Here is a 12,969-nt window from a genome sequence, read left to right as displayed (position 1 = left end):
GGAACGGCTGACCCGCCCCGCCCATGCCAACCTGCTCCGTACACCCGCTGCCCTACCGTGCCAACCCCGCCGACTACTTCGCGGCGATCCGCCATGCTCCCGGCAGCGTGCTGCTCGACAGCGGCCGGCCGAGTGCCGAGCGCGGGCGGTACGACCTGCTCAGCGCTTGGTCGCTGGTGCAACTGGCGGTGTTACCGGACGAAAGTGGCAGCGATTTCCTGCGACGCCTTCGCACGCATCTGACGCAACTGGGCCACGCAGAGCTGCCGCCCACGGTGCAGCTGCCGTTCGCCGGTGGCCTGATCGGCTATCTAAGTTATGACTTTGGCCGGCATCTGGAGGCCCTGCCTTCCCATGCCAAGGACGACCTGCAACTGCCAGACGCGCGCTTCGGCCTGTATGACTGGGCGCTGATCACCGACCATCAGGCCCGCACAAGCCAACTGGTCTTCCATCCCCACTGCGGCGAAAGCGAACGCCAGCGACTGATCGAGCTGTTCGCCCGTCCAAACCCGGCGCCCGTCACTGCGTTCAACCTCCAAGGCCCGATGACGCCCGACCTCAGCGCCGAGGACTATCGGCAAGCATTCGAGCGTATCCAGGCGTATATCCAGGCCGGAGACTGCTACCAGGTCAACTTTGCCCAACGCTTTCGCGCCCCCTGCCAGGGTGATGCCTGGGCCGCTTACCAGGCGCTGCGAGCCGCGTGCCCGACGCCGTTTTCCGGTTTCCAGAGCCTGCCCGATGGCGGCGCCGTGCTGAGCCTGTCCCCGGAGCGCTTCGTCAAGGTCAGCGAAGGCCAAGTGGAAACCCGACCGATCAAGGGCACCCGGCCCCGGGGCACAACGCCCGAGGAAGACGTCGCCCACGCCGCTGATCTTTTGGCCAGCCCGAAGGACCGCGCCGAAAACCTGATGATCGTCGACTTGCTGCGCAACGACCTGGGCCGCACCTGCCGCGTTGGCTCGGTACGGGTGCCGGAGTTGTTCAGCCTGGAAAGCTACCCGAACGTGCATCACCTGGTCAGCAGCGTGACTGGCGAGCTGGCCGAAGACAAGGACGCCCTTGACCTGATCGCCGGCAGTTTTCCCGGCGGCTCGATCACCGGCGCGCCGAAGATCCGCGCCATGCAGATCATCGACGAACTCGAACCGACCCGACGCGGACTCTATTGCGGCTCATTGCTGTACCTGGACGTGCGCGGGGAAATGGACAGCTCCATCGCCATCCGCAGTTTGCTGGTCAAGGATGGGCGGGTGTGCTGCTGGGGTGGCGGCGGGATTGTCGCGGACTCGGATTGGGAAGCCGAGTATCAGGAATCGATGACCAAGGTCCGGGTCTTGCTCGAAACCCTGCAGGAACTTTAGGACTTCAGTGATCGCTCCCACGCTCACGTAGGAACGATCACCCGCTCAGGTCTACAGACTCAGCGGGCGGTTCGAAGCCTTGATGAACTCCTGCTTCAACTCGGCAAAGGTATGCACCGCCGGGAACTGCGGGAATTCGCGGATCACATTGTCAGGCGCATGGAACAGAATCCCGGCGTCGGCTTCACCGAGCATCGTCGTGTCGTTGTAGGAATCCCCCGCTGCAATCACACGGTAGTACAGGCTCTTGAAGGCCAGGACCGACTGCCGTTTCGGATCCTTCTGACGCAACTGATAGCCCGTCACCCGCCCGCCATCGTCGGTAATCAGCCGGTGGCAAAGCAACGTCGGAAAGCCCAGCTGGCGCATCAGCGGCTGGGAAAATTCATAGAACGTGTCGGAAAGAATCACCACCTGGAAGCGCTCGCGCAGCCAATCGACGAATTCGATGGCACCGTCCAGTGGCTTGAGGGTGGCGATCACCTCCTGAATGTCGGAGAGCTTGAGGCCATGCTCATCGAGGATGCGCAACCGCTGTTTCATCAACACGTCGTAGTCGGGGATGTCCCGAGTGGTTGCCCTGAGGGATGGAATCCCGGTTTTTTCAGCGAAGGCGATCCAGATCTCCGGGACCAGCACACCTTCCAGGTCGAGACAGGCAATTTCCACAAGACACTCCCATTTTTTGATGTTTATCGGTTGAGCGAACCAAAGGACTGCCGACTCTAGCCATTCAACGAAGCCTGCGCAACGCACAGGAGCGCGCCAGCCCCGGCAGCTTTTTGTTACCATCAGCCCCATATAGAGCGCCCAGCGCCACCGACCTGTAGGAAACCGCCCTGATGAGCCCAACGTTTGACATCGTGGAACTCGCCACGACCTATGCCAACAAGTCCCCGCAGGACATCCTCAAGCTGGCCTTCGCCGAGTTCGGCGACGATCTGTGGATATCTTTCAGCGGCGCCGAAGACGTGGTGCTGGTGGATATGGCCTGGAAACTGAACAAGAACGTCAAAGTGTTCAGCCTCGACACCGGTCGCCTGCATCCGGAAACCTATCGGTTCATCGACCAGGTGCGCGAGCATTACAAGATCGATATCGAGCTGGTTTCGCCGGACTACACGAAACTTGAACCCTTCGTGAAGGAAAAAGGCTTGTTCAGCTTCTACAAAGACGGCCACGGCGAGTGCTGCGGCATCCGCAAGATCGAGCCGCTGCGACGCAAGCTGACCGATGTCCGCGCCTGGGCTACCGGCCAGCGCCGCGACCAGAGCCCCGGCACCCGCAGCCAGGTGGCAGTGCTGGAAATCGACACAGCGTTTTCCACCCCCGAGCGCACCCTGTACAAGTTCAACCCGCTGTCGCAGATGACCAGCGAAGAAGTCTGGGGCTACATCCGCATGCTGGAGCTGCCTTACAACAGCCTGCATGAACGCGGCTTCATCAGCATCGGCTGCGAGCCTTGCACCCGTCCGGTCCTGCCGAACCAGCACGAGCGGGAAGGTCGTTGGTGGTGGGAAGAAGCTACGCAGAAGGAATGCGGGCTGCACGCCGGCAACATCATCGCCAAATCCAAGACGCTCTGACGAGACGCTATCCCTGTACACAAAAATGTCACCTCAGGTGCCATTTTTGTGTGCACTCATCGCTCACCCTGCGCGAAAAAGTTACACCCCGTCCCATGGTCAGCCTGCCTGACCGTCCTCGCACTCGCCTCGCTTTTAGAAATACCTGTTCAAATGGTCAATTTTTAAAAGTTGTATTTCAGTTAGTTAGTCGTAACAGAGAACGAAACGAAATTAAGCAGGCGTTTTATAGATTCCGGTTTGGCATAAAACTGGCTTTAGTAGACATGCGTTTTGTATACAACTATACGGAAACGTACACACACTTTAGATCCGACAGCCTGAAGCGCCCTATCCCGTACAGGCTGCAGATGCCCCGTAATCAATGATTGCTCGCCCCGCCGCGACGAAGATCTGCCGAGCCCCGCGCTCATGCACAGTCATCGCGGCCCTGAGAATCAGGAGCCTGCCGGAATGCGTACAAGTCTCTCCAATAATATCGCGCTGGATCTGCCCTCCCCGACTACTGCCTTTGATGACCCCACCGCAGTCCTTCCCACGTTGAGCCCCAGGCTACACAATAAGGATCTCGCACCGACCAAGGCCGAAGGCCGCCGCTGGGGCCGCTACAGCATCTTCGCCTTGTGGACCAACGATGTGCACAACATCGCCAATTACTCATTTGCCATCGGCCTGTACGCACTGGGCCTGGGCGGCTGGCAGATCCTCCTGTCCCTGGGAATCGGCGCGGCGTTGGTGTATGGCTTCATGAACCTGTCCGGGTACATGGGACAAAAGACCGGGGTGCCGTTTCCCGTCATCAGCCGAATCAGTTTCGGCATCCACGGCGCGCAGATTCCTGCGCTGATCAGGGCAGTCATTGCCATCGCCTGGTTCGGCATTCAGACATACCTCGCTTCGGTGGTGTTCCGAGTGCTGTTGACCGCGATCCATCCTGGCTTCGCCGAGTACGATCACAACTCGATCCTTGGGCTATCGAGCCTGGGCTGGGTGTGCTTCGTGGCGATTTGGTTCGTGCAACTGATGATCCTGGCCTACGGCATGGAAACGGTGCGCCGTTACGAAGGCTTTGCCGGGCCAGTCATCCTGGTGACAGTCGCGGCGCTGGCCGGTTGGATGTACATCCAGGCCGATGCCACCATCGCGTGGTCAATCCGTGAACCGCTGACCGGCGGCGAGATGTGGCGCAACATATTCGCCGGTGGCGCGTTGTGGCTGGCCATCTATGGCACGCTGATTCTCAATTTCTGCGACTTCGCCCGGTCTTCGCCGTGCCGTCGGACCATAGTCGTCGGAAACTTCTGGGGCTTGCCGGTAAACATTCTGCTGTTTGCCGCGATCACAATCCTGCTGTGCGGTGCGCAGTTCCAGATCAACGGCCAGATCATCGAAAGCCCGACCCAGGTCATCGCCTCGATCCCCAACACCTTTTTCCTGGTGCTCGGCTGCCTGGCGTTCCTGATCGTGACCGTGGCGGTGAACATCATGGCCAACTTCGTCGCCCCGGCCTTCGTGCTCAGCAATCTGGCGCCCAAATACCTGAACTTCCGTCGCGCCGGGCTGATCAGCGCCGCCATTGCCGTGCTGATCCTGCCATGGAACCTGTACAACAGCCCGCTAGTGATTGTGTATTTCCTGTCCGGCCTCGGCGCCCTGCTCGGGCCGTTGTACGGCGTGATCATGGTCGATTACTGGCTGCTGCGAAAAGGCCGCATCAACGTGCCGCAACTGTACAGCGAGGACCCAAATGGTGCGTATTTCTACAGCAATGGGGTCAATCTGCGGGCGGTGGGAGCGTTCATTCCTGCGGCGCTGATCGCGATTATCCTGGCGCTGGTGCCCGGTTTCGACAGCGTTTCACCGTTTTCCTGGCTGATTGGCGCTTCGATTGCAGGGTTGCTGTACCTGATCATTGCCAAGCGCCAGCCGTATTACGAGGACGTCAGCGGCGAATCCATCGCCGTGGATAACGTCAGCCATTGATCCATGACCGGTGGCCCGTCAGGTGCGGGCCGCTCATGTATGTGTTTAAAAAGGACAGCTCATGCGAATTCTTGTCGTCAACGTCAACACCACCGAATCCATCACCCAGGCCATCGCCCGACAGGCCCAGGCCGTAGCCGCGCCGGGCACCGAGATCATCGGGTTGACGCCGCATTTTGGTGCCGACTCCATCGAAGGCAACTTTGAAAGCTATCTGGCAGCAATCGCCGTGATGGACCGGGTGATGTCTTACGACCAGCCGTTCGACGCGGTCATCCAAGCCGGTTATGGCGAACATGGCCGCGAAGGTTTGCAGGAGCTGCTGAACGTGCCGGTGGTGGACATCACCGATGCCGGCGCCAGCACCGCGATGTTCCTCGGTCATGCCTATTCGGTTGTCACTACCTTGGACCGCACGGTGCCGCTGATCGAGGACCGCCTCAAGCTCTCAGGACTGTTCGACCGCTGTGCCTCTGTGCGGGCCAGTGGCCTGGCGGTGCTGGAACTTGAGCAGGATCCACAACGGGCACTCGAAGCCATCGTGTACCAGGCCGAACTGGCGGTCAGCCAGGACAAGGCCGAGGTCATCTGCCTGGGTTGCGGCGGCATGGCCGGGCTCGATGAACAGATCCGCCAGCGCACTGGCGTGCCGGTGGTCGATGGGGTAACCGCAGCGGTGACCATCGCCGAATCACTGGTGCGCTTGGGCTTGTCGACGTCAAAAGTACGCACCTACGCGACGCCCCGACCGAAGACCATCATTGGCTGGCCGGGGCGGTTTGCGCGATGAGTTCAAACTTCAGACCGCGCTGAACCGCTGCGCAAGCCCCTGCTCGGCAAACTGTTCAATGATGAAATCCACGAACGCCCGGGTCTTGCCCGGCAGCAGTTTGTGCTCGGCGTAATAAATGGAGATGTTGCCGTCATCGACGTACCAGTCTGGCAGGACTCGCTGCAACCCCCCGGACTCCAGGAAAGGAATGGCGATCGGCATGCTCACCAGCCCGATCCCCAACCCTTGGGCGGCGGCCGCGCAGTCGGCTTCCGAGTCACTCATAGTCATGCGCGCCTTGAGCATCAGCGGGCTATGTTCCCGGTTGCGATTGGTCAGTTGCCAGGAACGGACACGCCCGGTCTGTGGCGAACGAATCAGGATGCCTTGATGGTGCGCCAGATCTTGCGGCTCAGTGATCGCAGCATGATTCTGTAGATAACCTTCGGACGCGACCAACACCCGATGTGCCACCGTCAGTTTGCGCGCCACCACGCCTTGAGGCAGCTCGAACCCGCCCCCGATGGCCGCGTCGAAGCCCTGCCCGATCAGGTCAACCTGGCGATTATCGAAATGCCAGTCCGGGTTGATCGCCGGGTACCGCCGCAGGAATTCCCCTAGTAATGGCACGACAAACAGTCGTCCGAACGCCGTGCCCATGCTCACCTTAAGCGTACCGGCTGGCTGCCCACCGGCGCTGGCCAGGTTGGCGACGGCGTTCTGGATCGTATTGAAACTGCTGCCCACTTCTCGCAGGAACAACTGCCCGGCCTCGGTCAGTGTCAGGCTGCGAGTGCTGCGCTGGAACAGCCGCACGCCCAGGCGCGCTTCAAGCTTGGCCACGCTTTTGCCCACCGCCGCCGGGGTCAGGCTCAAGCGTCGCGCTGCCTCGGCAAAACTGCCGACCTCGGCGCTGCGGACGAAGCATTCGATACTGCTGAAAGTCTCCATGGCGCTCACTATAAACTTTTGGTTCACACAGACTATATCAAAGGAGGTCTACACAGCCGTCAGCCGAGTCTTGATACTCGCCCCATCAACCGCGGCACCTCGCCTCGGCACCTTTGGAGACCTCCATGAGCAATCAGACACTGAACGGTAAAGTCGCCTTGATCCAAGGCGGTTCCCGCGGCATCGGCGCCGCCATCGTCAAACGCCTCGCTGCGCAAGGCGCTGCAGTCGCCTTCACGTACGTCAGTTCCGCCGCCAAGTCCGAAGAACTGCAGAACAGCATCACCGCAGCCGGTGGCAAGGCCTTGGCGATCAAGGCTGACAGCGCTGACGCCGACGCCATCCGCAGCGCCGTCGATGCGACTGTGGACGCTTTTGGCCGGCTGGACATCCTGGTCAACAACGCCGGTGTCCTGGCGATGGCACCGCTGGACGAGTTCAAGCTGGAGGATTTCGACCGGACCCTGGCCGTCAACGTGCGCAGCGTCTTTGTCGCCACCCAGGCCGCCGCGCGCCACATGACCGAAGGCGGTCGAGTCATCAACATCGGCAGCACCAACGCCGACCGCATGCCCTTCGCGGGCGGTGCACCTTACGCCATGAGCAAGTCTGCCCTGGTGGGCCTGACCAAAGGCCTGGCGCGCGACCTCGGCCCACGGGGTATCACCGTCAACAACGTGCAGCCCGGTCCAGTGGACACTGACATGAATCCAGCAGACAGCGACTTCGCGTCCAGCCTGATGGATCTCATGGCTGTAGGGCGTTATGGCACGGTGGAAGAAATCGCCAGCTTCGTTGCCTATCTGGCAGGCCCGGAAGCGGCCTATATCACCGGGGCCAGCCTGACCATCGACGGCGGCTTTGGCGCCTGATCCCAAGCCACACAAAAACGCCGGTCATGGTTGAGCCATGACCGGCGTTTTTGCGTTGCCTCGCAGTGTGTCGTCAGGCCCACTCCATCTCTGGCAAACCGCACAGGCTTGGCTGGAACAGCTTGAGCGAGCGAATGATCCCGTCGGCATGGGCATACTTCTCGTCAGCCATGGCCGAATCCGGAATAGCGATAGCGGTCATGCCCGCGGCTTTTGCCGCCGTCACGCCGAACGGCGAATCCTCGAAGACCAGACAATCTTTCGGCGCAACGCCGAGGCGACGGGCCGCAGTGAGGAAGATATCCGGCGCCGGTTTGGCCGCGCCCACTTCCGGATCATCCGCCGTCACGATGAAATCGAACAACGCGAACCAGTCCCGGTGCAGCGTGGTTTTCAGCTCGAACGACTGGCGAGCCGAACTGGTTCCTACCGCGATGGGCACGTCATGGGCCTTCAAATGGCGCACCAATTCTTCAGCGCCGGGCATCGCCAGGGCATGAGGAAAACGTTCGCGCATCAGCGGTTCGCGGATGACCAGGAACTCTTCCGGGGTGATCGGCAGCTCCAGCGCCTGGACCACATAACGAGCCAGGTCACCCGCGCCGCGCCCGATGATGTTCTGCTTGTGGCTCCAGTCGAACGTACGCCCGTAGCGCTCGGCAATGAAGGACGTAACCTCTGTATAGATGCCTTCGGTGTCCAACAGCAGGCCATCCATGTCGAAGATCACGGCTTTGATCGGGCCAAACTTTTTCAGCGGTGCATTCATCGCATCTGATCCGTTATTAACACAACATTTCAGGGAGGGCTCAGGTGCGGCCAGCGCAACGTGTTCGCCTTAAAGGATTCAGCAGAATAACGAGGCGCGCTGGATGCAAGCAATGGGAAATTTTCGTAACGAGGTGGCGAGGGATGAGCTGCTGCTTGACCGGGCAGCGACGGGCTGCCTTTGGGGGCGCTTCGCCCCCAAAGGAACAGAATCCCTCGCCACGAACACAGGGGTGATCGACAGTGGGTTGTGCCCTAGCCGCCGGATGCACCCGAACCGGAGCCTGATTCGCCGCCGCTTGAGCTGCCACCGCTGCTGCTACCGGTTCCACTGCTTGAGCCGGAAGATCCGCCACCCATCGTACTGCCACCGCTGGTCGAGCCACTGCCGGTTCCCGGACTGGTGCTGCTGCCGCTGGCATCGCCACCATTGCCGCCACCCACAGAACCGGGAGGCAAGGCGTTGCCGGTCTGCTCGGTGGTGGATCCGGCGTCCATCTGGGTCGAGGGCGGCATGCCTCCCTTGTCCACGGGTGCGTCGTCCGAGGACTGGGCGAAAACCGCCAACGGACTGGCACAAAGAACACCGGCGAGTGCCAAAGCCTTCAGGTTTGACTTCATCATGGTCAATCTCCTTTTAAGATGACTACCTGACGTCTGGCACCCCTGGCACGCCGATGGTGCCGCAAAATCGACGGGCGGATTGTCAATCAGCTTGGCTTGCCGGAAGCGTCGTCACCGGCAATGTCCGGGTCGTCCGGAGTCGCCTCGACATCCTGGTCGTCGCTTGGTACTTGTTCTACACCGGCCTCCTCGTCCTCAGGTGGACGCTGATCGCGACTCAGGGAGTCGGTTGGCGATGGCAACGGATATTCCGGGGTTTCATCATCGTCTGGGACAGGCGAGTCGGCAGTCATGGCAAATCTCCTGATCATGCAGTTTTACGAGGACATCGGCGCTGCGCTTGGGCAGCTTCAATCGTAGGATTCATCTTCATGCTCAGTATCTTCATCCTCGATCAGCGGAACCTGAGCGTCGTCCATCAGCGAACCTGGATCTTCATTGCCCGGGTCATTCACGCCCGGATCATTGATGAACGGAACGCCCGAGGGGCCTTTTTCTTCCTTGCCTTCGGTTTCCGGCGTCATGGCAGACCTCACTATTGCAAGTGTGTATGCGTTCGAGGCGGTGGTCGGGCAAACGTTCCGGGAAATGCCCAATAAGAAAAAACCCGGCACTAGGCCGGGTCTCTTCAATCAAGCGTCCGCTCAGCGGTGTTTTCTCTTGTGCTTGTGCTTCTTCTTGCCACCGGAATGGCCGTCGTTATCGTTGGACAGGTTGCTGCCCAACGCTCCGCCAGCCGCACCGCCGACGCCCGCGCCAATGGTCGACCCGGTAGAACCGCCCAGGCGGTTGCCCACAATCGAACCGCCGGCCGAACCCAGGCCACCGCCAATGGCCGCTTCCGTACGGCTGCCCTTGCGAGCCCCCACCGCGCTGCCGGCTGCGCCACCGACACCGGCGCCAATCGCAGCGCCTGTGCTGCCGCCCATCTGCTGGCCGACCACGTTACCCAAGACACCGCCAAGACCACCGCCGACCGCAGCGGTACCGTCGCCAGCGGCCATTGCGCCCTGAGCGACCACAAGCCCAAGCACCAAGGTGGACAAAGTCAAACGCATGATAAAAACCTCAAGAATGCCGCATCAGGGGTAGATGGCCGATGCGCGCGAGCGCGAGTGTACGCCAAACCGCGTCAGCCATGACGGTTGGACCACAAACACGAGGGTAGTTTTATGACAGGCAAAAAAAAGCCCGCTGGGGAAACGGGCAGGTACTGCTTTCTAACGGATGAGCTGAGACTACGCGTGCGAGTGTGAAAGAAACGTGAAAGCAATTGTCTGTAGGAAAAAGATTAAAAATATTTACGAAACGTCCAATTCTCTAAAAATAACTGAAAAAAAAAAGCCCCATTCGGTGACGGGGCTGTGCTTACGTTATTTCCTGATAGGAACCTTGGGCAAAAACTTGGCCCTTTCCCCTCGCTGCACTTTGGCAACCTTCGTCCTGATGGACTTGATTGGCTCATCGCCAAAGTCTGATCGATACGCCGACTGGCCACATTGCAGTCCTTCGTTGACCGGATACGCGGCTCCGTTTTCCTCGCTGTACGGTGCTCCCATCGCATTTCCCCTTTCGCCAAGGTCGATACCGGCAACAAACGATCGCCTGGAGATATCGATCCTCACAGCAAAGAGACTAGTCGGTCATCAACAGACTGGCCGTTCGTTGACACCCTTGACCGACGAATGGAATGCGCTGTTTCGAAAAGAAAACATTCATTCGGTGCCCAGCAGCGTCCGGCTCAAGACACGGGAAACCTGATCGGCGGAATAGGGTTTGGACAAAAACTCGAAACCCTCATGCCCGCTACGAGCCAACTCTTCGCTGTAGCCAGACGTCAACACCACGGGTAGATCCGGGCGACGCTGGCGCAGCTGCCTGGCCATCGCAATGCCACTGATGCCAGGCATAAGCACATCGGAAAATATCGCATCGAACGCCATCGCATCCTGGCCGACCATTTCCAGTGCCTGCTCAGCGTTGGTCGCCCAGGCCGTTTCGTACCCTAGGTCTTGCAGAATCTGGTTGGCGAAACGCCCGACTTCCAGGTTGTCTTCCACGACCAGTACCCGGCGCCGGCCCTTTTCCAACCTCAAATGCGGGGTTTCCTCCATGGGAGGTAAATGCACTTCTTGAGCTTCCACTTCCGGAAGATACAAGGTGAACAGGGTCCCCTTTCCGACAACGGTGGAAACGTCGACGTTGCCACCCGACTGTTTGGCGAAACCAAACACCTGGGACAACCCCAGCCCCGTACCCTTGCCCACTTCCTTGGTGGTGAAAAACGGTTCGAAGATGTGTTCGAGTATCTCCGGAGCGATCCCGGTGCCGGTATCCTCCAGGGCGATGGCAGCAAAAGCCTGCGCCGCCCCGGCATGGCCACGGATCGGCGGTATGCCGGCACCGCAATTGAGCCTGAGCCACAGCGTTCCCTGGCCGTTCATGGCGTCCCGGGCGTTCAACGCCATGTTGATGATGGCCGTTTCGAACTGGCTTAAATCAGCGCGGATATAACAAGGTCGGTCGCACAACTCGACCTTGACGCGTATTCGTGCGCCAGTCACGGTTTCCAGCATGTCTCCCAGGCTCTGCACCTGCTTGCCCACCTCGATGACTTCCGGTTTCAAGGGCTGGCGGCGGGCAAACGCGAGCAACTGGCTGGTCAGCTTCGATGCGCGCTCCACCGTCTCGGCAACAGCTGACATGTAGCGCTGCCGGCGCTCATCGGACAGATTGGGCATCCGCAGGAAATCGACGGAGGAGCGGATGATTGTCAGTAGATTATTGAAATCATGGGCGACACCGCCAGTGAGCTGGCCTATGGCTTCGAGCTTCTGCGACTGACGAAGCGCCGCTTCGGTCTGCTTCAGTCGCGCGGTGCGTTCCTCGACCCGTTGCTCCAGGGTCGCATTCAATTCAGCCAGTGCGGCCAAGCCTTCACGTACCGCGGCGTCCGCGCGGGCGCGCTCGATGTGGGCCCAGGATCGCTCCGTGACTTCCATCAGCAACGCCAGATCTTTGGAAGACCAGACCCTAGGCGTTTTGTCGTGAATTGCCATCAGTGCGGTCAAACGCCCGTTCTTTATCAACGGAACGCAAATGGTGGCCGCGATACCGATCGATTGGAAGGTTGCCGCTTCCTCTGGTTCGAGTTCCGCCAGGTTATCGTTCAGCACCAATGGCTTGCCGGCCCGCAGATTGGCCACGGCCAGTCGACCGAAATCCGCCAGTCGGTAATGTCCGACGATGCTAGGCGACCCGGCTCTCGCCCAATCGCCGCGAATGGTGAAACCGTCCTCGTCTTCATCCATGTCCGCGTAGGCACAATTGGACAACTTCAGGTGCGCCGCCAGAATGCGCGTAGTGGTCGCCATGATGGTCTGCGGATCGGTGGCATTCGCCACGGCGCTGCCAATGGCATCAAGCACGGCGAGCCGCTGAGTCATGAACACCGTGGAGGTGGTCTCGGTGACCGTATCCAACACGCCCACGACCTTGCCGAACTGGTCACGAATGGGGCTGTAGCAGAAAGTGAAATAGGCCTGTTCAGGGCCACCACCGCGTTCAATGACCAGCGGGAAGTTCTCAATGAAGGTGGCTTGACCCTCAAAGGCCGCCTGCATGATCGGACTGATTTCGCTCCAGGCTTCTTGCCAGACTTCATCATACGGTCGGCCCAGCGCTTCGGGTTTACTGCCGAGAATGGGGGCGAACGCATCGTTGTAAAGCGTGACCAGTTCGGGCCCCCAGATGATGGCCTGGGGAAAATGGGAAGCAAGGCTCAGCGCCACCGTGGTCTTCAGCACATCGGGCCACTTATCCAAAGGTCCGAGGGAGGTGCCGTTCCAATCATGACGGCGTACCCGCCCAGCCATTTCGCCATAGCTTTGCAGCCAATCTGTCATTGCGTTCGATCCTTCTCAGCCGCCAATACCAACTAGGGTAGCGCTTGTAACCCCAAGCTGGGCCGTATTATCCCCCGCCTTGTGCGGATGCGCGATTGGATTGTGGGATGCGCCGGAGGGGCAAATGGGGGGTGAGGGGCG

At 60.1% G+C, this 12,969-nt stretch carries 13 protein-coding genes; 5 read left to right on the top strand and 8 right to left on the bottom strand.

Annotated elements, in window-relative coordinates:
* The first annotated feature begins 23 nt into the window (after positions 1-23).
* Positions 24-1,367, top strand: coding sequence for an aminodeoxychorismate synthase component I (gene pabB, locus HU762_RS25640; protein ID WP_186641641.1), 1,344 nt, complete (start codon positions 24-26; stop codon positions 1,365-1,367).
* Between the two features lie 51 nt (positions 1,368-1,418).
* On the opposite strand, the gene thrH is transcribed toward pabB, so the two are convergent.
* Positions 1,419-2,036 carry a bifunctional phosphoserine phosphatase/homoserine phosphotransferase ThrH gene (gene thrH / locus HU762_RS25635; protein WP_186641640.1) on the bottom strand — a complete coding sequence of 206 codons (618 nt, stop codon included), beginning with the start codon at positions 2,034-2,036 and terminating at the stop codon, positions 1,419-1,421.
* 173 nt (positions 2,037-2,209) lie between these two features.
* Between thrH and HU762_RS25630 the strand changes: the two genes are divergently transcribed.
* The 3 genes from HU762_RS25630 to HU762_RS25620 all read left to right on the top strand — a co-directional run bounded on the left by HU762_RS25630 (position 2,210) and on the right by HU762_RS25620 (position 5,726).
* Entirely contained in the window at positions 2,210-2,953 is a 744-nt protein-coding gene (locus tag HU762_RS25630; RefSeq protein WP_186641639.1) for a phosphoadenylyl-sulfate reductase, read from the top strand.
* A 453-nt stretch (positions 2,954-3,406) separates the two neighbouring features.
* A complete protein-coding gene (locus HU762_RS25625) occupies positions 3,407-4,936 on the top strand; it encodes an NCS1 family nucleobase:cation symporter-1 (protein ID WP_186641638.1) in 1,530 nt (509 codons plus the stop codon).
* Positions 4,937-4,997: 61 nt separating this feature from the next.
* Positions 4,998-5,726: an aspartate/glutamate racemase family protein gene (locus HU762_RS25620; RefSeq protein ID WP_186641637.1), complete on the top strand. Its 729-nt coding sequence runs from the start codon at positions 4,998-5,000 to the stop codon at positions 5,724-5,726.
* 9 nt (positions 5,727-5,735) lie between these two features.
* On the opposite strand, the gene HU762_RS25615 is transcribed toward HU762_RS25620, so the two are convergent.
* Positions 5,736-6,659: a LysR family transcriptional regulator gene (locus HU762_RS25615; protein ID WP_186641635.1), complete on the bottom strand. Its 924-nt coding sequence runs from the start codon at positions 6,657-6,659 to the stop codon at positions 5,736-5,738.
* A 125-nt stretch (positions 6,660-6,784) separates the two neighbouring features.
* On the opposite strand from HU762_RS25615, the gene HU762_RS25610 reads away from it, so the two are divergent.
* Entirely contained in the window at positions 6,785-7,531 is a 747-nt protein-coding gene (locus HU762_RS25610; RefSeq protein ID WP_186641633.1) for a 3-oxoacyl-ACP reductase family protein, read from the top strand.
* A gap of 73 nt (positions 7,532-7,604) precedes the next feature.
* Here HU762_RS25610 and HU762_RS25605 read toward each other — a convergent pair whose 3' ends face one another.
* From HU762_RS25605 to HU762_RS25580, 6 genes are all read right to left on the bottom strand, one after another.
* The gene (locus HU762_RS25605; RefSeq protein WP_186641631.1) at positions 7,605-8,300 is read right to left on the bottom strand and encodes an HAD-IA family hydrolase; all 696 of its coding nucleotides are present in this window, start codon (positions 8,298-8,300) and stop codon (positions 7,605-7,607) included.
* Between the two features lie 254 nt (positions 8,301-8,554).
* Positions 8,555-8,923 (bottom strand): hypothetical protein, encoded by a 369-nt coding sequence (locus HU762_RS25600; protein WP_186641629.1) that lies wholly within the window; start codon positions 8,921-8,923, stop codon positions 8,555-8,557.
* An 86-nt stretch (positions 8,924-9,009) separates the two neighbouring features.
* Entirely contained in the window at positions 9,010-9,216 is a 207-nt protein-coding gene (locus HU762_RS25595; RefSeq protein WP_186611467.1) for a hypothetical protein, read from the bottom strand.
* A gap of 57 nt (positions 9,217-9,273) precedes the next feature.
* Positions 9,274-9,447 carry a hypothetical protein gene (locus HU762_RS25590; RefSeq protein WP_186641627.1) on the bottom strand — a complete coding sequence of 58 codons (174 nt, stop codon included), beginning with the start codon at positions 9,445-9,447 and terminating at the stop codon, positions 9,274-9,276.
* A gap of 120 nt (positions 9,448-9,567) precedes the next feature.
* A complete protein-coding gene (locus tag HU762_RS25585) occupies positions 9,568-9,981 on the bottom strand; it encodes a glycine zipper domain-containing protein (protein WP_186611469.1) in 414 nt (137 codons plus the stop codon).
* A 657-nt stretch (positions 9,982-10,638) separates the two neighbouring features.
* Positions 10,639-12,828, bottom strand: coding sequence for a response regulator (locus HU762_RS25580; RefSeq protein WP_186641626.1), 2,190 nt, complete (start codon positions 12,826-12,828; stop codon positions 10,639-10,641).
* Positions 12,829-12,969 lie beyond the last annotated feature (141 nt).

Origin of the sequence: Pseudomonas sp. SWRI92, from assembly GCF_014268685.1 — a bacterium.
GTDB classification, from domain to species: Bacteria; Pseudomonadota; Gammaproteobacteria; order Pseudomonadales; family Pseudomonadaceae; genus Aquipseudomonas; species Aquipseudomonas marvdashtae.
The sequence above is the reverse complement of the archived record's forward strand: the minus strand, read 5'-3'. Positions and strand labels throughout refer to the sequence as shown.

Excerpts from the sequence above, each read along its gene's own strand:
- pabB (WP_186641641.1), top strand. The coding sequence starts at position 24 with ATGCCAACCTGCTCCGTACACCCGCTGCCCTACCGTGCCAACCCCGCC.
- HU762_RS25630 (WP_186641639.1), top strand. The coding sequence starts at position 2,210 with ATGAGCCCAACGTTTGACATCGTGGAACTCGCCACGACCTATGCCAAC.
- HU762_RS25625 (WP_186641638.1), top strand. The coding sequence starts at position 3,407 with ATGCGTACAAGTCTCTCCAATAATATCGCGCTGGATCTGCCCTCCCCG.
- HU762_RS25620 (WP_186641637.1), top strand. The coding sequence starts at position 4,998 with ATGCGAATTCTTGTCGTCAACGTCAACACCACCGAATCCATCACCCAG.
- HU762_RS25615 (WP_186641635.1), bottom strand. The coding sequence starts at position 6,659 with ATGGAGACTTTCAGCAGTATCGAATGCTTCGTCCGCAGCGCCGAGGTC.
- HU762_RS25610 (WP_186641633.1), top strand. The coding sequence starts at position 6,785 with ATGAGCAATCAGACACTGAACGGTAAAGTCGCCTTGATCCAAGGCGGT.
- HU762_RS25605 (WP_186641631.1), bottom strand. The coding sequence starts at position 8,300 with ATGAATGCACCGCTGAAAAAGTTTGGCCCGATCAAAGCCGTGATCTTC.
- HU762_RS25600 (WP_186641629.1), bottom strand. The coding sequence starts at position 8,923 with ATGATGAAGTCAAACCTGAAGGCTTTGGCACTCGCCGGTGTTCTTTGT.
- HU762_RS25595 (WP_186611467.1), bottom strand. The coding sequence starts at position 9,216 with ATGACTGCCGACTCGCCTGTCCCAGACGATGATGAAACCCCGGAATAT.
- HU762_RS25590 (WP_186641627.1), bottom strand. The coding sequence starts at position 9,447 with ATGACGCCGGAAACCGAAGGCAAGGAAGAAAAAGGCCCCTCGGGCGTT.
- HU762_RS25585 (WP_186611469.1), bottom strand. The coding sequence starts at position 9,981 with ATGCGTTTGACTTTGTCCACCTTGGTGCTTGGGCTTGTGGTCGCTCAG.
- HU762_RS25580 (WP_186641626.1), bottom strand. The coding sequence starts at position 12,828 with ATGACAGATTGGCTGCAAAGCTATGGCGAAATGGCTGGGCGGGTACGC.